We start from the raw sequence: 18,116 nt of genomic DNA, 5'->3' as shown, positions 1-18,116 counted from the left end.
GCTGATGTCTTAAAGAATGCGGCGAACGTCGTCGACCGACGCGGTGCGGTCATTGCCGATATCGACGAGCACACCGGTGGAGTCACCGCTGATGCTGTTGACCTTGCCGTACACCAGCGCCACCGGCGTGACATCCTTGCCGTTGGCGGTGGCGGTCACCTTGAAGCTGTAGTCGCCGTCCGCTACCGCGACGCCCGCGTCGTTCTTGCCGTCCCAGGCGATGTCGTGCACGCCGGCAACCTGGCCCTTCATGTCGATGGTGCGCACGGTGTTGCCGTCCTTGTCGAGCACCTGCACGGTGACCGCATCCGCGGTCGCGGGCAGGTCGACACCGATCTTGCCCGGCACGCCGCCCGCCACCGACGTGGCGCTGCCCGGCACCATTACCGTCTTGCCGATCAGTGCCGCGGAGTCCATGGCGCGGCTGGCGCTGACCTGGCCCAGCAGCGTATTCAGCGTGGCGTTCATGGTCTGCATGCCGCTCACCGTGCTGATCTGCGCCAGCTGCGTGGTCAGCTGCGAGTTGTCCATCGGGTTGAGCGGGTCCTGGTTGTTCATCTGGGTGACCAGCATCTTCAGGAAGTTGTTCTGCAGGTCGGCCGCGCTCGCGCTTCCGCTTTGCAGCGTATTGGCAATCCCGGCGGCGCTGGTGTTGTTGCTTGTGGCGGAGGTCGTAGTCATTGCGTATCCCGGTTTACTGACCGATGGTCAGTGTCTTGAGCATCATGTTCTTGGCGGTGTTGAGGACTTCCACGTTGGCCTGGTAGGAACGCGAGGCCGAGATCATGTTGACCATCTCCTCCACCGGGTTGACGTTTGGCATCGTCACGTAGCCGTCGGCGTTCGCCAGCGGATGCGTGGGGTTGTGGACCATGCGCGGCGGCGACGGATCCTCCATCACGCCCTCCACCTGCACGCCCCCGATGTCGCTCTGGCCTGGTGTCGCGGCCAGGCCGAACACCACTTGCTTGGCGCGGTAAGGCTGGCCATTGGGGCCAACGGCGCTGTCGGCGTTGGCGAGGTTGGAGGCGGTCACGTTCAGGCGCTGCGACTGCGCAGCCATGGCCGAACCGGTGACTTCGAAGATGTTCATGGCTGGCATGGTGCGCTCACTGCTGGATGGCTGACAGCATGGTCTTGATCTTGGCGCTCATCACGGTGAGCCCGGATTCGAAATGCACCGCGTTGTCGGCAAAGGCGACGCGTTCGGTATCCATTTCGACCGTATTGCCATCGATACTCGACTGCATCGGGATGCGGTACTCGAGGTTCCTCTCGTCGATCCCCGACGCCGACGCCTGGCCCGGCAAATGCCGCACCGACGTGGTGGACAGCGAAACGCCTTCGGCGCGCTTGCCCCGCTCGACGCTCTGCGCCAGCGTGCTGGAGAAATCAAAGTCGCGCGCCTTGTAGCCGGGTGTATCGGCGTGCGCGATATTGGAGGCAATCACTGATTGCCTCTGGGTCCGCAAGCTCAGCGCTTCTTGCTGGAAGCGCAATGCCGCATCGAGTCTGTCAATCATGTCTGTGTCTCGCTGAAGGGGAGAGCGATGAAGGTCGACCTTTTCAGGTGTGTCATCTTAGGGGCGGCCCCGCCATGCCAATCGCACGAATAGGGCAAAGAAACCTGCGTATTTCGACCCGAGCAAGATTGCAGGGCTGCCTACAATGGGACCCGTTGTCACGCACGTGGCGCCCGCTCCCGCGGCGCGCCCCACGTCGTTTTCTTGCCGGGATACACACATGAACACTCGTTTCCGGGCCGCCGCGGCGCGCGCCCTGCTCTGCGTGCTCGCCGCCAGCGGCACGCTGCCCGGCGGCGCCGGCGCGGCACCGCCCTCGCCTTTTACCGAAGACCCGGTGCGTACCGCGGTCGAGCAGTTCCTTGAACGCCAGACCGCCGGCCTGCCAGGCAAGGCCAACATCCAGGTGGTGCCGCCTTCGGGCGGGCGCGCGCCGGATTGCCCGCTTCCCGAACCCTTCCTGCCGCCAGGCGCGTCGCCCTGGGGTCGCGTCTCCGTGGGCGTGCGCTGCGCGGGCGAGCGTCCGTGGACGCGCTATGTCCAGGCGCGCGTGTCGGTGGTTGCCGACTACTATGTGGCCGCGCGCAACCTCATGCCCGGCGAACCCGTCGACGCGGCCGACATGGAAGTCCGCCAGGGCGACCTGGCCTCGCTGCCGCGCGCGGTGGTGACCGATCCCGTGCAAGTGACCGGCGCGGTGGCGGCGAACCGCATCGCCGCGGGCTCGCCGTTGCGGATGGATCTGCTGAAGAAGGCCATTGCCGTACGGCAGGGGCAGAACGTGACCGTGGTGGTGGAAGGCGAATCGTTCCAGCTCAGCAGCGAAGGCAAGGTGATGGCCGACGCGCCGGTGGGCAACAACGTGCAGGTGCGGCTAAAGAACGGTCAGGTAGTCAATGCGCTGGTGCGCAGCGGCGACACGGTGGTGCTGCAACAATAGGGGAACGCGGCAAGCGTGGCCCATGGGGTTACGCAACCGTCTCATGAGACAATGGCGCGCAGGCTCAGGGCCGGGAAAGCGGGGCTTTCCGACGCCATTTCACCCTAAAGTTTTGCCTGAGCCATCCGATAAGCCAAAGGTACCCAGCAAGGAATTACCGTGAAGATCAATCAGACCACCTCGTCGAGGGCGGGCGACGCCATCGACGGCGCCACGCGCAGCGTGGCCGGCGCCCCCGGGCCGACCACGGCCCCGGATACGTCCAGCGTGCGCGTCAGCCCCCTGTCGGCCCAGGTGCGCGAGATCGGCGCCCGCCTGGTAGAAGATCGTGACGACGATATCGATACCGCCAAGGTCGAGAAAATCCGCCAGGCCATCGCCGAAGGCCGGATCAGGATCGACCCCAGCAAGATCGCCGACGGCCTGCTCGCGTCCCTGCGTGAGCTGAACGGCGGCGCCTGATCCCCCTGCTGCGCGGCCATTTGTTTAGCCAACCCATACCCAAGATAGGCACGCCATGAGCCAGTCCCTGATCCAGAACCTGCGCCGCGAAACCGAGCTGGCGCAGGAATTCGCCGCCGTGCTCGGCGAGGAAAGAACCATGATCAAGGCCGGCGACTACCAGGCCCTGGCCGGGTTGCTGGAACGCAAGGTCGAACTTGCCGGCTTGCTGAGTGCCTTGACGCGCACCCGCGAGGCACAGATGGGGGCTTTGGGCATTCGCACCGGCGCGGGCGGACAATTGTTCGGGCGGCAGATCGATGCGGGCGTTGAAGCCGCATGGCGGACGCTGGTGTTTGCCGCGCGCAGTGCGCGCGATGCCAATGCGCTCAATTCCGCCGTGGTGGACGCGCATCTTGAATTCACCGAAGAAGCGATCCTGGCGCTGCGTCAGCGTGGCGACAATGCGACGCTCTACGGGAAGGACGGACGGACGCAGACTGGGCCGCAAGGGGTCAGCCTGGCCAGCGGCTGATGGTTTCCGGATCTTGATTCCGGATCCGACCTGGACTGCCACTGGTTAGTCCGCAACATCAAGAAGCGGTTCTCGGGGCCACCCGGATCAAAGGCCGCTTGGCAACAGAAGGCGACAGCGCATCCCCCTCAGGCCACCCCGGGCAGTGAGGTGAAACCACCTTTGACGTTCACCGGCAGGTATCAACGCTCGGCGAGCAGCAACCGTGCTGCGCGAAGCGAGTCAATGCGCCAATCAGCGGCGTACCTTCGAGATCCCCGATATACAAGCCCGGGCCTTGCGCACCGAACACCGGATTGCTCCAGCGCAACATTGGACAACAGCGCCCCCGTCAAACCCCGAAGGCTCTAAGGCTCGAAACCGTGAAGGAATTGCAAGAAGAAGCGATGCCGCCAGAACCACGATCGGTGTAGCCGTGGGGAGCGCCCGAGGGGCGGGCCACACCCCAACGCGATGCGAAGCGAGCCGTCAAGGTTTACCAGGCCGTATGGGGCGCCTCGGGATCCGGCGAAAAGAGCGGAAAAGAGGTACCCATGTTTGAGTATCGCCTTAAGGCGATGCGAGTTTGGGTCCCGGCCGCTCTTTTCGCCGGATCCCGAGGGGGTGTCGCCCCATCCGGCGCGCTTCTTTGCCTACTTTCTTGGCAAGACAAGAAAGTAGGTCGCCCCCCGCAGGGGGTAAAACCGCCTTTGACTTTAAGCCTTTGACGTTAAGCTTTTGAATTTATGTTTTTATAACCCACCGCCGCCAGCAACAGCAACATCACCTAAAACTAACCGTAACCTGATTCGACTGCCCCAACAATACCGGCATCAGCGCCCCCCGCCCAGGCACCTGAAACGCAAACACAAACCCCTTGGCCGCATCATCCCCGCTAAACGCCTCGGTAAGCCCCTCCGCCCCCGGCAACAACACACAACGCTGCGCATTGCACAAATAAGCCTGCAGCTCATTGGGCGGCGTACTAGCAAAACTATATCGCCACCGCACGGTAGTAATAGCCCCCTCCGCCTGCGGCAAGTAACCGGTAGGCAAGATCGGCGGCGACACCGTACGCAACCCTTTGCCATGCAGCGCAGGCCCGTTCACGGAAGCCGACCAGGAATGCAGCGGCCCGGCGGGCGCGGCCCAGGCCGCGCAGCAGGCCGCGGCCAGCACCGCAGCGCCAAGACGATGGCACCAGCCCCTCATAGCAAGCCGCGCAGCTGCGAACGAAGCCGCGTAATAGCCTGGCTGCGAATCTGGCAGACCCGCGACTCCGTCACCTCCAGCACCGCCCCGATCTCACGCAAATTGAGCTCCTGGTCGTAGCACARCGACAGCACCAGCTTTTCCCGCTCSGGCAGCYKSTCGATGGCRCGGATCAGCGCYTCGCGCATGCCGCTTTCCATCAGCACAGTGAGCGGGTTGCCATCGTCGCTGACGCTCAGGTGCCGGTCCAGGAAGTCCTCTTCGCCGGAGCGCTCGAAGTCCTCGTAGTGCAGCAGCTGGCAGCCATAGACTTCATTGAGCAGTGTCTGGTATTCGTCGAGCGGCAGCTCAAGCTCCTGCGCCACTTCGGAGTCGAGCGGCGCGCGGCCCAGCGTTTGCTCCAGGCCGCGCACGGTGCGTTCGATGCGCCGGGTGAACTGGCGCAGGCTGCGCGACTGCCAGTCATTGGCGCGCACCTCGTCAAGCATGGCGCCGCGGATGCGCTGGCTGGCATAGGTCTCGAAACGCGCACCGTGGGTGTCCTCGTAACGCTTGGCGGCATCGAGCAAGCCGATCATGCCAGCCTGGATCAAGTCATCGAGCTGCACGCTGGCAGGCAGCTTGGCTGCCAGTTGCAGGGCGATACGACGCACCAGCGAGGCATGCGCCGTCACGGTGTCGGTCTGTTCGAGCTTTCCCTGAATCGTGTACATGGTGGAATTCTCGTGAGTCCTGGCTGCAGGCCCAGGCGTTTAAGCCAGGGCCGGGGCTGACGGCGCCAGCGGCGCCGTCGGGGTTGAACGGGAATCGGTGGACAAGGGCCAGTTGGCAATGCCCGTGGCGATGCGGCGTAGCGCGGCGGTAGCGGGCGCCGCGGGAAAGGCCTCCACCACGCAGCGGCCTAGTGCCACGCTGCGTTCCACCAGCGGGTCGTACGGCAGGCTGCCGGCGGGGCTCGCCTCGACGCCGAGATACTGGCTGGCGGTGCGCGCCAGGTTGCCCAGCACGGCACTCGCGGCGGCATCGCTGGCGGCGGCGTTGATCACCAGGTGGAAGCGCCGGCAGGCGTACAGGTGATTGAGCCGCTTGATGCAGGCATAGGCGGCCTTGATCGAGGCCGGCTCCGCGCGCAGCACCACAACGAGGTTGTGCGCCGTGCCGGCTACCTGCGACAAGCCGCCGTCCGCGTCGCTGCGGGCATCGGTGAGCACAGTGCGAAAGCCATTCAGCGCCTGCAGCCCGCCACCGGCCTGCGGACTGCCGGGCAACACCGCGATGGTGCCGGCCGGGCGCTTGCCCAGCGCGGCTTCCAGCGTCACGGCGCCGCCCAGCACGGCGGCCAGGGTGCCTTCCGGCATGGCGCCGGCAAGGCGGGTCGCGCGGGCGCCGAAGCGGTCTTCATCGATGAGCAGGACGCGCTCGCCTTGCATGGCGAGTGCGTTGGCCAGCCCCAGGGCCACCGTGGTGGCGCCGGCACCGGCATCGCTCGCGACCACCGCGATGCGGCGCGTGGCGCGGGGCGCCAGCATGCGCCGCAAGCTTTCCGCCTGGTCGGAGGCGAGTGAAGTCACGTCTTATTCTCCCTGCGTCAGCGTTTGCAACACGCGGCTGCCGTTCATGCTCGCTTCGAGCAGGCCGGCGGCGTCGCCGGGATGAAAGGCCTCCTGCGGCGCTTCGTGGGTGGCGGACGGCGTGGCGCGGCCACCTCGGCCGGGGTAGTTCTCCAGCACGTCGAGCAAGGCCAGCAAACGGCCGAGGCCTTCCACCAGCACGGCGGCGGCCGGCATCTGGCGGGCGGGCGCGCGGCCGGTCAGCCGCGCCAGGAACGCGGCGGCGCTATCGTCGCACGCTTGCTCCAGCCGCAGCGCGGCTACCGCCATCTGCAGGGCGAGCAGACGCGCGCAGGCTTGCGCTTCGGCCAGCGAGGATTCGTTGCCGCCTGCCTGCCCGCCCTGCCCCAGGTGATCCATTGCGTGGCGCAGCGTGCGAAGTTGCGCTTCGCCGGCTTCAGCCCAGCGGGCCCAGCGGGCCAGTTGCACGCCCTCGGCCGACAACGCCGGGTCGCACAGCAGGTAGTGAACCGCTAGCGTCTGGCCGTTCTCGCGATCGACCACGCGCGACACCAGCAGGCCGGCCTCGATGCCGCTCTCGGCGGCGCCGCGCGTGCCACGTGCCTGGCCCTCAAGCACGCGCACCGGCGTTTGCGCGATCCACTGCACGGCGTCGCGGCCGCGATAGTCCATATCTTCCACCGCGTGGAAGGTCAGCGTTTCGGCCAGCGCATCGAGCTTGACGGCCGCGCCACCGCTGACCACGCGCGTGGTCTTGCGCGCGGTGGCAAGCCAGCGCTCGCCGGCTTGCTGCCAGCGCGCCAGCGTGGCGGCGGCGGGCATGGCATCCAGCAGATTGACCACGGTACGGGCGGCGGCGATGGCGGCGCACAGGGTGGCAGCGTCGGCTTCCCATCCGCCTTGCCCGGCTTGCAGCGCCGGGCCGGTGCGGCCGGCGGGCGCGGCGGCGGCCGCCAGCGGCAGGCCGTCGCGGTCAGCCAGCCAGAGCGTGTGTTGCCAGGGGCGCGGCGCGCGGCGCCCTGCCACCGGCGCGGCGACCGTGGCGCTGAGCGAAAGCACGAAACGATCGCAATGGCGGCTCAGGTCGCGGCAGGCGGCTTCGCGCACCTGCTGCGCCATCAGGCGCGGCGAGGGCGCGTTCTCGGTGCGCTGCTGCCAGAGCGAGCGGACCAGCTCGAAGCTGTAGCTGCCAGCGTTCAGCTGCTGGACGCAATCGCCCACCGCGTTGGCGTTGTCGGTCAGCGAGCGCAGCATGCCGTCGGCGCCGCCGGCGCTGGTCGCGCGGGTGGCGTCGCCATCGTCCTGCGCGGGCATGGCACGGCGCGCGGCTTCCGCGTCGGCGAATACGGAGCCGCGGCGCGGCGTCTGGAACGCGCGCTCGACCAGCGACACGCCGTTGGCGAGTTCAAGGTGCTCGGGCACGCGCTGGCCGGTGGAGGCGTAGTAGACCGGCAGGCGGTGCCGGATCACCACGTCGAGCACGGAGCCCAGGTGCGTGGCTTCATCCAGCTTGCTGACGATACAGCCGTCGATGCCGCCGTCGGGCGTGGCATCGTGGCGGTAGGCGTGCACGACTTCGTTGAGGGTGTCGCCGTGGCTGGCGCCGTTGAGCAACAGGATGCGCTGCACCGGCGCCTGCACGCCGGCCAGCATGGCGATCTGCTCCGACAGGTTGCGGTCGCGCTGACTCATGCCGACGGTGTCGATGATCACCAGGTGCTTATCGGTCAGCGCCGCCAGCGCGAAGCGCAGGTCGGCCGCATCCTTGACCGCGTGCACAGGCACGCCCAGGATGTCGCCGTAGATGCGCAGTTGCTCGTGCGCACCAATACGGAAAGTGTCGGTGGTCAGCAAGGCCAGGCGTTCCGGGCCGTGCTTGAGCACGAAGCGCGCTGCCAGCTTAGCCGTGGTGGTGGTCTTGCCCACGCCGGTGGGGCCGACCAGCGCCAGCACGCCGCCCTGCGCGAACAGCGCATCTTCGTCGTTGAGCACCGGGACCTTGCGCGCCAGCTCCTGGCGGATCCAGGTCATGGCGGCGGGCCGGTCATGACCCAGCGGCAGGTGGCCGAGCAGCGATCGCGCAAGCTGTCCGGAGAAGCCAGCAGTCACTAACCAGGTAAACAGCGAATCGCGCAGCGGATCGCCGCCCAGCGACGGCAGGCTGTGGGTGCCTACGCCGGAGAACTGCCGCTCCATCATGGCGCGCATGGTCTGCAGTTCGCCGCGCAGGTCGCCAAGGGCGCCGTCGACGGCCACCACGGCGGCGGGCGGCGGCGTGAATACCGGTGCGGTGCTGGCGATGGCGCCGAGATCGGTGTCGCGCATGGCGACAATCTCCACGCCCCCCTCGACGGTGCGGTTGGACAGCACCACGGCGTCCGGTCCCATTGCCTCGCGCACCTGGCGCAAGGCCTCGCGGCCATTGGCCGCCACGAATTTAGCTACGCTCATCTTGCGAAACCCCTCACGCTGCGCCACCGATCATGGCGGTGATCCTGATATTTCTGTTGTCCGGCACCTCGGCATGCGAGAGCACCTTGAGCTGCGGCATGGTCCGGCGCAGGAAGCGCGCCAGCAGCGGGCGCAGCGGATGCGGCACCAGCAGCACGGGATCCAGCCCCAGGTGTTCCTGCCTGTTCACCGCATTTTGCGTTTGCTGCAGCAGGGCATCGGCCAGGCCAGGCTCGATGCCGCCGCCGTTAGTGAGCGCTTGCGACAGCACGCGTTCCAGCCCGGCGTCGAGGCCGATGACCTGGAGGTCAGCGCCGTTGGGGAACCACTGCTGGGTAATGGCACGCCCCAGCGCCACGCGCACCAGCGACGTGAGTTCGTTGGGATCGCTGATCTTCGGCGCGTGCTCGGCCACCACGTCCAGCACGGTGCGCATGTCGCGGATCGGCACGCTCTCGTCCAGCAGGTTCTGCAGGATCTTCTGCAGCGCGGTGAGGGTGATGACCTTGGGCACCAGGTCTTCAGTCAGCTTGGGCGATTCCTTGGCGATGCGGTCCAGCAGCGACTGCACTTCCTGGCGGCCAAGCAGTTCGGCCGCGTGCATATGGATCAGGTGGTTAAGGTGAGTGGCCACTACTGTGCTGGCATCCACCACGGTGTAGCCGTAGATCTGCGCCTGCTCCTTGAGCCCGCCCTCGATCCACACCGCCGGCAGGCCGAATGCCGGGTCCTGGCCGGGCGTGCCCGGCAACGGGCCGGAGACCTGGCCGGGGTTGATCGCCATCCACTGCCCGGGCGTCGCTTCGCCGCGGCCGATCTCCACGCCCTTGAGCGTGATGCGGTAGGCGTTGGGCTTGAGTTCCAGGTTGTCGCGGATATGCACCACCGGCACCAGGAAGCCGATKTCCTGCGCCAYCTTCTTGCGGATGCTCTTAATGCGGCCGAGCAGTTCGCCGTTCTGCGCGCGGTCCACCAGCGGGATCAGGCGGTAGCCCACTTCCATGCCGAGCGGGTCCACCAGGCTGACGTCGTCCCAGCTGGCTTCGGTCGACTCGGGCACCATCGCGGGAGCGCGGTCCTCGCGCTTCTTCTCCTGCGCCTGCGATGCATCACGCCGTGCCACGTAGCGGCCGAACCACACCAGCGCGCCGGCAAAGGCCAGGAAAGCGAAGTGCGGCATGCCGGGGATGATGCCCATCATGCCGATGATGGCGCCGGTCAGGTACAGCACGCGCGGATTGGAAAACAGCTGGCCGGTCAGCTGCTGGCCCACGTCCTGCTCGTTGGAGACCCGCGACACGATCACACCGGCGGCGGTGGAGATCACCAGCGCCGGGATCTGCGCCACCAGGCCGTCGCCGATGGTCAGCAGGGTGTAGTTGCGCACCGCGGTGGCGAAGTCCAGGTCGTGCTGCACCATGCCCACCACCATGCCGGCGCCAACGTTGATGAACATGATCATCAGGCCCGCCACGGCATCGCCGCGCACGAACTTGCTGGCACCGTCCATGGCGCCGTAGAAGTCCGATTCCTGCGATACCTCGGCGCGGCGCTTCTTGGCGCCGTCTTCGTTGATCAGGCCGGCGTTGAGGTCGGCGTCGATCGCCATCTGCTTGCCGGGCATGGCATCGAGCATGAAGCGCGCGCCAACTTCGGCGATACGCCCCGCACCCTTGGTGATGACCATGAAGTTGATCACCACCAGGATGGCGAACACCACGATACCCACGGCGAAGTTGCCACCCACCAGGAAGTGGCCGAAGGCCTCGATCACCTTGCCCGCGGCGTCCGGCCCGGTGTGCCCTTCCATCAGCACGACCCGGGTCGAGGCCACGTTGAGCGACAGGCGCAGCAGCGTGGTGAACAGCAGCACCGCCGGGAAGGCGGCGAAATCCAGCGCCTTCTGCGTGTACATGCCCACCAGCAGCACCATGATCGACAGGGCGATGTTGAACGTAAACAACAAGTCCAGTACGAAGGGCGGCAGCGGCAGGATCATCATGCCGAGGATCATGATGATCAGCAGCGGGCCGGCCAGGGCCTTCATCTGGCCGCCTCCCCGCCCGCCGGGCAGGTTGAACAGCGAGGTCAATGCGTTCATGCTTGGCTTTCCGGTACGGCAAACTCGTCAGGCACCGGCAACTCGGAGGGTGCCTCCGGGTGCGGGCCGTTGCTGTGGTGCCAGTGCTTCAGTTGATAGACCCAGGCCAGAACTTCAGCCACGGAGGTGTACAGGCCGGCCGGAATTTCCTGGCCCAGCTCTACGTGACGGTGCAGCGCGCGCGCCAGCGGCGGCGCGGACAGCAACGGCACGCCGTTCTCGACGGCGATCTCGCGAATGCGCGCGGCAATCGCCTCGCTGCCCTTGGCCACCACGCGCGGCGCGCTCATGCGGCCTTCTTCATAGCGCAGCGCCACGGCGAAGTGCGTGGGGTTGGTCACCACCACGTCAGCCTTGGGCACCTCGGACATCATGCGGCGCTTTGCCATGGCGCGCTGCTGCTGGCGGATGCGCGCCTTGATATGCGGGTCGCCTTCGCTTTCCTTGTGCTCCTGCTTGACCTCTTCCTTGGTCATGCGCAGCTTCTTGTAAAACGTCCAGTACTGCCAGGGCACGTCGATCGCCGCCACCAGCACCAGCGAACCCGCCACCATGGCGCAGGCGCTCAGCACCATCTCCAGCATGTGCAGCAGCGCCTCGTGGATCGGTGCGCTCATCAGCGCGACAGCCTCGGGCAGCCGCCGCCACAGCACCCAGCCGGCCACGCTGCCAACCAGCAATGCCTTGGCGATGGCCTTGGCCAGTTCCACCAGCGATTGCGAGGAGAACAGCCGGCCCAGCCCCTTGAGCGGCGAGAGCCGGGAAAAGTCGGGGGCGAAAGACTTGGCGGAGAACAGCCAGCCGCCCAGCAGCATGGGGCCGGCCAGCGCCGCCACGCCAAAAAGGAGCAGCAGGGGCAGGAAGGCCAGCAGGCCCTCCCAGACCGTCACGGCAAAGTGCGACATCATGCGCGACGTATCGAAGGCAACGGCCGGCTCGAAGGCCAGGCCGGCGTGCAATACAGCGTCGAGCTTGCTGGCGAGCGTGCCGCCCAGCATCGACAGGCCCGCCACACCGCTCATCAGCATGATCAGCGTGGCGAGTTCCCGCGAACGCACGACCTGCCCCTCCTCGCGCGCCTTTTCCAGGCGCCGCGATGAGGCAGGTTCGGTTTTCTCGAGATCGCTTTCTTCGGACATGGCCGCTCCGTTACGAAGCGGCATGCGGCCGTTCGTCAGGGACGATTATCGGAGCGGGAAGCGGCGGGCATTAGGGGGAATAGGGCGGGGATTCTGGCGCTGTTTGCAGGATGGCGTCGCCCCAGGCGCGGCGCGGGCGGATGCGGCGCGCTACCCTCCGCCATGGCGGCGGAGGCTTTACCGGCAATGCGCCGGCAAATCCGGCCAGGCCGCCGCGGCGCCGCGGCAAGGGCGCCACCGCTGCCTGGCCAGGACGGTCAGAACCCCAGGCTGGCCAGGAGGTCGTCCACCTGCGACTGGTCGGAGACCACATCGGCCTTGCCTTCCGGGTTGACCTGCGGCCCGTTCATCAGCGTAGCCGGCGCCTCCACCCGACGATCGGCCGGCACGTTATCAATCAGCACCTGCAGCAATTCCTGCTCCAGGGAATGGATCATGTCCATCATCTTCTTGATGACCTGGCCGGTCAGGTCCTGGAAGTCCTGCGCCATCATGATGTCGAGCAGGTGGCTGCCGGTGGCGCGGGCCTGCTGCGGCACGTCCGTCAGGAAGGCACGGGTATCGAGCACCAGCTCGCGCGCGTCGCCCAGCTCCACCGGCTTGTCGAACCAGGCTTCCCAACGCTTGTCCAGCGCCTCGGCCTGCTTCTCCATGCCGGCCTGGATCGGCTGCGCCAGCTCCACCGCGGTCAGCGTGCGCTCGGCAGCCTGCTCGGTCATGGAGGCGATATAGCTGAGCCGGTCGCGCGCATCGGGGATGGCCTGGGCGGCACGCTCGATTTCCTTGTCGAGCCCCAATTCGCGCATATTGTCGCGCAGCATCCGTGTCAGGGCGCCAATGCGCTGGAACAGCTGCTCGGCAGATTCGTTGCTGAGAGTCGGAGTCGTCGACATATCGCCCACCTTATGCCCCTTCCTTCGCCAGTTTCTCGAAAATCTTGGTGATTTTCTCGTCGAGCGTCGCTGCCGTGAACGGCTTGACCACATAGCCGTTCGCGCCGGCTTGCGCCGCGGCGATGATGTTTTCCTTCTTGGCCTCGGCCGTCACCATCAGCACCGGCAGCTTGGCCAGCGGCCCTTCGGCGCGGATCGCCTGCAGCATGCTCAGGCCATCCATGTTCGGCATGTTCCAGTCGGAAATGACGAACTGGAAGCTGCCGTCCTTGACCTTCTCCAGGCCGGCGGCGCCGTCTTCGGCTTCCTCGACGTTGGCAAAGCCCAGTTCCTTAAGCAGGTTGCGGATGATGCGACGCATGGTGGGGAAGTCATCGACCACCAGGATCTTCATGTTCTTGTCCACTCTAACGGCTCCAATACAGTTGTGGAAAGTTGCTTCAATACCTGCGCCTGCCCCACCGGTATGCGGCCGGGCAAGCGCTTGTGCCCCGTCAAACCCGCTGCGCGCGCGTCCCGAAGGTGGCCAGGCGCGCCATCACGCGCTGGCTCATCGCGTGCAGCGGTACTACCTCATGCACCCCGCCGGCGGCAATCGCCTCCTTGGGCATGCCGAATACGATGCAACTGCTTTCGTCCTGCGCCAGGTTGTAGGCGCCGGCCTCGCGCATGCGCAGCATGCCTTGCGCCCCGTCCTTGCCCATGCCGGTCAGCATCACGCCGATGGCATTCTTGCCGGCATGTTTGGCCGCGGAGTCGAACAGCACCTCCACCGACGGCCGGTGGCGGTTGACCGCCGGCTCCTGCGACAGGTGGGCCACATAGTTGGCCCCGCTGCGCGCGAGCAGCAGGTGCGAGTCTCCCGGCGCGATATAAGCGTAGCCGGGCAGCACGCGTTCGCCGTGCTCCGCTTCCTTGACCGTGATCCGGCACAGGCCGTCCAGGCGCTGCGCGAACGAGCGCGTAAAGCCGGCCGGCATGTGCTGGACGATCAGCACCGCCGGACAATCCGGCGGCATCGGCATCAGGAATTCCTTGATGGCCTCGGTGCCGCCGGTGGATGCGCCGACGATGATCAGCTTTTCCGTGGACAGCAACGGGCTGCGCAGCATCGGGGCCGCAGGCACTGCCGCCTCCGCGCTGGCCGGCGCGGCGCTGCGGATGCGCGCGCGCGAAGCCGCGCGAATCTTGTCGGCGATGGTGTCGGTGTAGTCCATCAGGCCGTCGCGGATACCGAGCTTTGGCTTGGTGACGAAATCCACCGCACCCAGCTCCAGCGCGCGCATCGTGATTTCCGAACCGCGCTCGGTCAGCGACGATACCATCAGCACCGGCATTGGCCGCAGCCGCATCAGCCGCTCCAGGAAATCCAGMCCATCCATGCGCGGCATTTCCACGTCAAGCGTGAGCACATCCGGGTTCAGTCGCTTGATCAGGTCGCGAGCCACAAGCGGATTGGGGGCGGTTCCCACCACCTCCATATCGCTCTGGCTGTTGATGATCTCCGTCATCAGGCTGCGTATCAGCGCGGAATCGTCCACGCACAATACCTTGATCTTGGCCGCGGTCATGTCTTGAAAAAATCCTTGTCGGTTCAGGAGACGGCAGCCGATGGCGTGCGCCGTGGAAACAGTTCCGCGCCGCCCTTCTCGGGCGCGGTGCCGGAGCTGGCAATGGCGCGCGCCAGGGCGCGTTCGTTGCGCTCGACCACCACCTGGTCATCCTGGCGTGTGAGCCGGCGCACCAACGCCAGCCCGGTAAGCGGGAAATAGCTGACGCGGCGCGCATGCGGGCCGCGCAGGTCCTGGGCGGCCACGCGTATCTCTTCGGCCTTCAGGTACCTGAGCACGAACTCGGCGTTGCGATCGCCGATATTCAGCGTGGTCATATTGGCCAGCACCGCGCCACCGCCGAATACCTTGGCTTCGAGCCGCTCGCGGCGCGCGCCCATCTTCAGCAATTCGTTGATCAGCACTTCCAGGGCGTAGGAGCCGTAGCGCATCGATGCGGAGAGCAGCCGGTCCGCACCCGCGCCGTCGTCGTCCGGCAGCATGAAGTGGTTCATGCCCCCCACCCCGGCCTTCTCGTCGCGGATGCAGGCAGCCACGCACGAACCCAGCACGGTGGTAAGCACCACGTCCTCGCGCGTCACGTAATACTCGTTCGGCAACAGCTTGATGGCCTGCTTGCCGAACTCGCGGTCGAAATAGCTGCGGGTGGCGATCGCTTCAGGCAACTGCGGGGTGCGCATCACGAACCTCCCAGCCGGGCCGAAGGCGGCGCCAGTTCATACACGGTCTGCCCGCGCAGCTGGAACGCGCGCGTCACGTAGGAGAAATTCTCCGAGTGGCCCGCGAACAGCAGCCCGTGCGGCTTGAGCAGCGGCACGAAGCGCTCCAGGATCTTGCCCTGGGTGGGCTTGTCGAAATAGATCATCACGTTGCGGCAAAAGATCGCGTCGAACTTCTCGCGAATCCCCCAGTCCGGCGCCAGCAGGTTGAGCGGCTCGAAACTGATGGTGCTTGCCAGGTCCGGCTTGACCTTGACCGCGCCGGCGCGCTGGCCGGTGCCCTTGAGGAAGAAGCGTTTGAGCCTTTCCTGCGAGAGCTTGTTCACCTGCTCGGTGGTATAGACCCCGGAACGGGCCTTGGCCAGTACCTGCGTATCGATGTCCGTGGCGAGCACGGTGGCGGCACGCTCGCCCAGCGCTTCGGCCAGCGTGATGGCGATGGAGTATGGCTCCTCGCCGGTCGACGCGGCCGAGCACCATACGGAGTACGGCCGCCCGATCTTCTTCGCATGCTCCGCCAGCAAGGGGAAATGATGCGCCTCGCGGAAGAACGATGTCAGGTTGGTGGTGAGCGCGTTGGTAAAGAACTCCCACTCGTCGGAGCCATCATCGGCATCGAGCATGGCCAGGTAGGTGCCGAAGTCGACGAGCTGCAGCGTGCGCAGGCGCCGGGCCAGCCGGCTGTACACCATCTCCCGCTTGTGGGCGCCGAGCGAGATACCCGCGCGGCGATGGATCATGGCGCGGATCTTCTCGAAGTCGCGCTCGGTCAGCAGGAAGTCACGCGGCTCGTCGCGCCGCATGGAAGCGGGCTGCGCCGATTGCGGGCCGGCGGCAAAGGCGGTTGGTCGAGGCTGCGTCATGTGTTGCGAGGGCGGTTGGCCGTGGTCTTGCTAAGGCGCGCTTTTGCGTGCTTGCGCGTACCGGAATGCGGGATCAGGCGAACTCGGCTTCCACCAGTTCCATTTCCGGGCTGGTCATCAGTTTTTCGATGTCGATCAGGATCAGCATGCGGCCGTCGACGGTACCGAGGCCGGTCAGGTGCTCGTTCGAGACCGAAACGCCGAACTCCGGTGCGGGCTTGATGGCTTCGCCGGTCAGGGTCAGCACATCCGAAACGCCATCCACCACGATGCCGACGACACGTCCGGCGATATTGAGGATGATGACCACGGTCTGGTGGTCATAGCGCACGTTGCCGAGCCGGAACTTCAGGCGCAGGTCGACGATCGGCACGATCACGCCGCGCAGATTGGTCACGCCCTTGATGAAGTCAGGCGCGTTCGCCAGGCGGGTCACCGCGTCGTAGCCGCGSAKCTCCTGTACCTTGAGAATGTCGATGCCATATTCTTCGCTCCCCAGCGTGAAAACCAGGAATTCCTGCCCGGAGGCTTCGCTCCCCGGGGTATCGATGTGTCCGATGCCGGCCATGATGTCTTGWTCTCCTGAGCGTTAAGCAAGCGCCGGGTCTTGGCGGCGCACACCGGTGCGCTGCAGCGCACCGACGTCCACGATCAGTGCCACGCTGCCGTCGCCGAGGATGGTGGCGGCGGAAATGCAAGGCACCTTGCGGTAGTTGGTTTCGAGATTCTTCAGCACGACCTGGTGCTGGCCGATCAGCTGGTCCACCAGCATCGCGAAGCGCTTGCCTTCGGCCTGCAGGATCACGGCGATGCCCTGGGTGGGCTCATGCACGGCATCGGCCACGTTGAACACGCGATGCAGTTCCAGCAACGGCAGGTACTCGCCGCGCACGTGCATGACGCGGTCGTTGTTGGCAGCCGTGTGCACGTCTTCCGGCTTGGGCTGCAGCGACTCCATCACGCAGTTCAGCGGCAGGATGAAGGTTTCCGCGCCCACCTTGACGGACATGCCGTCCAGGATCGCAAGCGTCAGCGGCAGCACGATGCGGGTGGTGGTGCCCTGGCCGGGGCGCGACGTGACCTCGACGTGGCCACCCATTTCCTGGATGTTCCGCTTGACCACGTCCATGCCCACGCCACGGCCGGACAGGTCGGTCACCGCTTCGGCGGTGGAGAAGCCCGGCGCGAAGATCAACTGCCAGACTTCCTCGTCGCTGATGTTCTCCGACACCGGCAGGCCGTTCTGCAGCGCCTTGGCGAGGATCTTGTCGCGGCGCAAGCCGCCGCCGTCGTCGCTCACTTCAATGACGATGTTGCCGCCATGGTGCTGCGCCGACAGGATCAGTTGCCCGGTGGGTTCCTTGCCCGCGGCAACGCGCAAGTCCGGTGTCTCGATGCCGTGGTCCAGGCTGTTGCGCACCAGGTGGGTGAGCGGATCGATGATGCGTTCGATCAGGCTCTTGTCGAGCTCGGTGGCCTTGCCGAAGGTGACCAGGTCGATCTGCTTGCCCAGCTTGCCGGCCAGGTCGCGCACCAGGCGCGGGAAGCGCGAGAACACGTAGTCCATCGGCATCATGCGGATCGACATCACGGCTTCCTGCAGGTCGCGCGCATTGCGCTCAAGCTGACCCATGCCGGAGAACAGCCGGTCGAACAGCACCGGATCGAGCGCCGAGGCCGTCTGCGCCAGCATCGATTGCGTGATGACCAGCTCGCCCACCAGGTTGATGATCTGGTCGACCTTTTCGGTCGGCACACGGATGGAGCCGGACTCCTGTGCGTGAGCCGCGGCAGCGGGCTGCGCCTTGGCCTTTTCCTTTGCGGGAGCCGGTGCCGAGGCGGCCGCCGGTGCGGCGGCTGCGGGAGCCGGAACCGGAGCGGGAGCCGGTGCCGGTGCTGCTGCCGCTGCTACCGGGGCAGCCGGCGCGTCTGCCGCTTCCACCACGATCTGGTCGCCGTCGACGACGAAGCAGCACACGGCGATGATGTCGTCGGCGCTGCACTGGCTCTGCAGCCAGACGGTGAGATCGCCGCCCACTTCCTGCTGGCCCGTGATCTCGCCCAGGTTGGCGAGCTCTTCGCGTAACAGCGCCTGGTCGGACGGCGATACCTTGATCAGCGTCACCTTCAACCCGCCGCCCGCTGCGGGCGCGGGCGCCGGCGCCGGCGCGGCGGCTG

19 protein-coding genes are annotated in these 18,116 nt (G+C 66.4%); 3 read left to right on the top strand and 16 right to left on the bottom strand.

Annotation, left to right across the window (positions count from 1 at the left end):
* Positions 1-9: 9 nt before the first annotated feature.
* From AC1DKD_RS13100 to flgB, 3 genes are read right to left on the bottom strand one after another with little or no spacing between them, the layout of a single operon-like run.
* Complete coding sequence (locus AC1DKD_RS13100; RefSeq protein ID WP_045235724.1) at positions 10-681, bottom strand: flagellar hook assembly protein FlgD; 672 nt, start codon at positions 679-681, stop codon at positions 10-12.
* A 13-nt stretch (positions 682-694) separates the two neighbouring features.
* On the bottom strand, positions 695-1,102 hold the full coding sequence (gene flgC / locus AC1DKD_RS13095; protein ID WP_035874954.1) for a flagellar basal body rod protein FlgC: 408 nt from the start codon (positions 1,100-1,102) through the stop codon (positions 695-697).
* Between the two features lie 7 nt (positions 1,103-1,109).
* Positions 1,110-1,523 (bottom strand): flagellar basal body rod protein FlgB, encoded by a 414-nt coding sequence (flgB, locus tag AC1DKD_RS13090; RefSeq protein ID WP_035874951.1) that lies wholly within the window; start codon positions 1,521-1,523, stop codon positions 1,110-1,112.
* Between the two features lie 220 nt (positions 1,524-1,743).
* Between flgB and flgA the strand changes: the two genes are divergently transcribed.
* The 3 genes from flgA (at position 1,744) to AC1DKD_RS13075 (ending at position 3,439) form a co-directional block, all read left to right on the top strand.
* A complete protein-coding gene (gene flgA / locus AC1DKD_RS13085; protein ID WP_441636788.1) occupies positions 1,744-2,463 on the top strand; it encodes a flagellar basal body P-ring formation chaperone FlgA in 720 nt (239 codons plus the stop codon).
* A gap of 159 nt (positions 2,464-2,622) precedes the next feature.
* Positions 2,623-2,925 (top strand): flagellar biosynthesis anti-sigma factor FlgM, encoded by a 303-nt coding sequence (gene flgM / locus AC1DKD_RS13080; protein ID WP_441636786.1) that lies wholly within the window; start codon positions 2,623-2,625, stop codon positions 2,923-2,925.
* A 55-nt stretch (positions 2,926-2,980) separates the two neighbouring features.
* Entirely contained in the window at positions 2,981-3,439 is a 459-nt protein-coding gene (locus AC1DKD_RS13075; protein WP_441636784.1) for a flagella synthesis protein FlgN, read from the top strand.
* Positions 3,440-4,201: 762 nt separating this feature from the next.
* Here AC1DKD_RS13075 and AC1DKD_RS13070 read toward each other — a convergent pair.
* From AC1DKD_RS13070 to cheA, 13 genes are all read right to left on the bottom strand, one after another.
* Positions 4,202-4,630 carry a flagellar protein FlhE gene (locus tag AC1DKD_RS13070; RefSeq protein ID WP_441636782.1) on the bottom strand — a complete coding sequence of 143 codons (429 nt, stop codon included), beginning with the start codon at positions 4,628-4,630 and terminating at the stop codon, positions 4,202-4,204.
* The gene (locus AC1DKD_RS13065) at positions 4,627-5,343 is read right to left on the bottom strand and encodes an RNA polymerase sigma factor FliA (protein ID WP_477143360.1); all 717 of its coding nucleotides are present in this window, start codon (positions 5,341-5,343) and stop codon (positions 4,627-4,629) included. The genes AC1DKD_RS13070 and AC1DKD_RS13065 overlap by 4 nt, the downstream gene beginning before the upstream one ends.
* Positions 5,344-5,382: 39 nt before the next feature.
* A complete protein-coding gene (locus tag AC1DKD_RS13060; protein WP_441636780.1) occupies positions 5,383-6,201 on the bottom strand; it encodes a MinD/ParA family ATP-binding protein in 819 nt (272 codons plus the stop codon).
* Between the two features lie 3 nt (positions 6,202-6,204).
* Entirely contained in the window at positions 6,205-8,652 is a 2,448-nt protein-coding gene (gene flhF / locus AC1DKD_RS13055) for a flagellar biosynthesis protein FlhF (protein ID WP_477111320.1), read from the bottom strand.
* Between the two features lie 13 nt (positions 8,653-8,665).
* Positions 8,666-10,753 (bottom strand): flagellar biosynthesis protein FlhA, encoded by a 2,088-nt coding sequence (gene flhA / locus AC1DKD_RS13050; protein WP_477143359.1) that lies wholly within the window; start codon positions 10,751-10,753, stop codon positions 8,666-8,668.
* A complete protein-coding gene (gene flhB / locus AC1DKD_RS13045) occupies positions 10,750-11,892 on the bottom strand; it encodes a flagellar biosynthesis protein FlhB (protein ID WP_441637021.1) in 1,143 nt (380 codons plus the stop codon). The genes flhA and flhB overlap by 4 nt, the downstream gene beginning before the upstream one ends.
* A 257-nt stretch (positions 11,893-12,149) precedes the next feature.
* Complete coding sequence (gene cheZ / locus AC1DKD_RS13040) at positions 12,150-12,785, bottom strand: protein phosphatase CheZ (protein WP_035866991.1); 636 nt, start codon at positions 12,783-12,785, stop codon at positions 12,150-12,152.
* Between the two features lie 10 nt (positions 12,786-12,795).
* Complete coding sequence (gene cheY / locus AC1DKD_RS13035) at positions 12,796-13,191, bottom strand: chemotaxis response regulator CheY (RefSeq protein WP_043357014.1); 396 nt, start codon at positions 13,189-13,191, stop codon at positions 12,796-12,798.
* An 88-nt stretch (positions 13,192-13,279) separates the two neighbouring features.
* Complete coding sequence (locus AC1DKD_RS13030) at positions 13,280-14,356, bottom strand: protein-glutamate methylesterase/protein-glutamine glutaminase (protein WP_477143358.1); 1,077 nt, start codon at positions 14,354-14,356, stop codon at positions 13,280-13,282.
* Positions 14,357-14,379: 23 nt separating this feature from the next.
* Positions 14,380-15,036: a chemoreceptor glutamine deamidase CheD gene (cheD, locus tag AC1DKD_RS13025; RefSeq protein ID WP_045235733.1), complete on the bottom strand. Its 657-nt coding sequence runs from the start codon at positions 15,034-15,036 to the stop codon at positions 14,380-14,382.
* Positions 15,036-15,938 (bottom strand): CheR family methyltransferase, encoded by a 903-nt coding sequence (locus AC1DKD_RS13020; RefSeq protein ID WP_441637018.1) that lies wholly within the window; start codon positions 15,936-15,938, stop codon positions 15,036-15,038. The genes cheD and AC1DKD_RS13020 overlap by 1 nt, the downstream gene beginning before the upstream one ends.
* A 73-nt stretch (positions 15,939-16,011) precedes the next feature.
* Positions 16,012-16,506 (bottom strand): chemotaxis protein CheW, encoded by a 495-nt coding sequence (locus tag AC1DKD_RS13015; RefSeq protein WP_477143357.1) that lies wholly within the window; start codon positions 16,504-16,506, stop codon positions 16,012-16,014.
* 21 nt (positions 16,507-16,527) lie between these two features.
* A partial coding sequence (cheA, locus tag AC1DKD_RS13010; RefSeq protein ID WP_477143356.1) for a chemotaxis protein CheA occupies positions 16,528-18,116 on the bottom strand: 1,589 nt, incomplete at its 5' end.

The sequence above is a fragment of the Cupriavidus sp. 05T313 genome, assembly GCF_056396665.1.
This window is presented reverse-complemented; position numbering and strand designations above follow the sequence as displayed.

Excerpts from the sequence above, each read along its gene's own strand:
- flgB (WP_035874951.1), bottom strand. The coding sequence starts at position 1,523 with ATGATTGACAGACTCGATGCGGCATTGCGCTTCCAGCAAGAAGCGCTG.
- cheD (WP_045235733.1), bottom strand. The coding sequence starts at position 15,036 with ATGCGCACCCCGCAGTTGCCTGAAGCGATCGCCACCCGCAGCTATTTC.
- AC1DKD_RS13075 (WP_441636784.1), top strand. The coding sequence starts at position 2,981 with ATGAGCCAGTCCCTGATCCAGAACCTGCGCCGCGAAACCGAGCTGGCG.
- AC1DKD_RS13020 (WP_441637018.1), bottom strand. The coding sequence starts at position 15,938 with ATGACGCAGCCTCGACCAACCGCCTTTGCCGCCGGCCCGCAATCGGCG.
- AC1DKD_RS13100 (WP_045235724.1), bottom strand. The coding sequence starts at position 681 with ATGACTACGACCTCCGCCACAAGCAACAACACCAGCGCCGCCGGGATT.
- flgC (WP_035874954.1), bottom strand. The coding sequence starts at position 1,102 with ATGCCAGCCATGAACATCTTCGAAGTCACCGGTTCGGCCATGGCTGCG.
- AC1DKD_RS13070 (WP_441636782.1), bottom strand. The coding sequence starts at position 4,630 with ATGAGGGGCTGGTGCCATCGTCTTGGCGCTGCGGTGCTGGCCGCGGCC.
- cheZ (WP_035866991.1), bottom strand. The coding sequence starts at position 12,785 with ATGTCGACGACTCCGACTCTCAGCAACGAATCTGCCGAGCAGCTGTTC.
- flgA (WP_441636788.1), top strand. The coding sequence starts at position 1,744 with ATGAACACTCGTTTCCGGGCCGCCGCGGCGCGCGCCCTGCTCTGCGTG.
- flhF (WP_477111320.1), bottom strand. The coding sequence starts at position 8,652 with ATGAGCGTAGCTAAATTCGTGGCGGCCAATGGCCGCGAGGCCTTGCGC.
- flhB (WP_441637021.1), bottom strand. The coding sequence starts at position 11,892 with ATGTCCGAAGAAAGCGATCTCGAGAAAACCGAACCTGCCTCATCGCGG.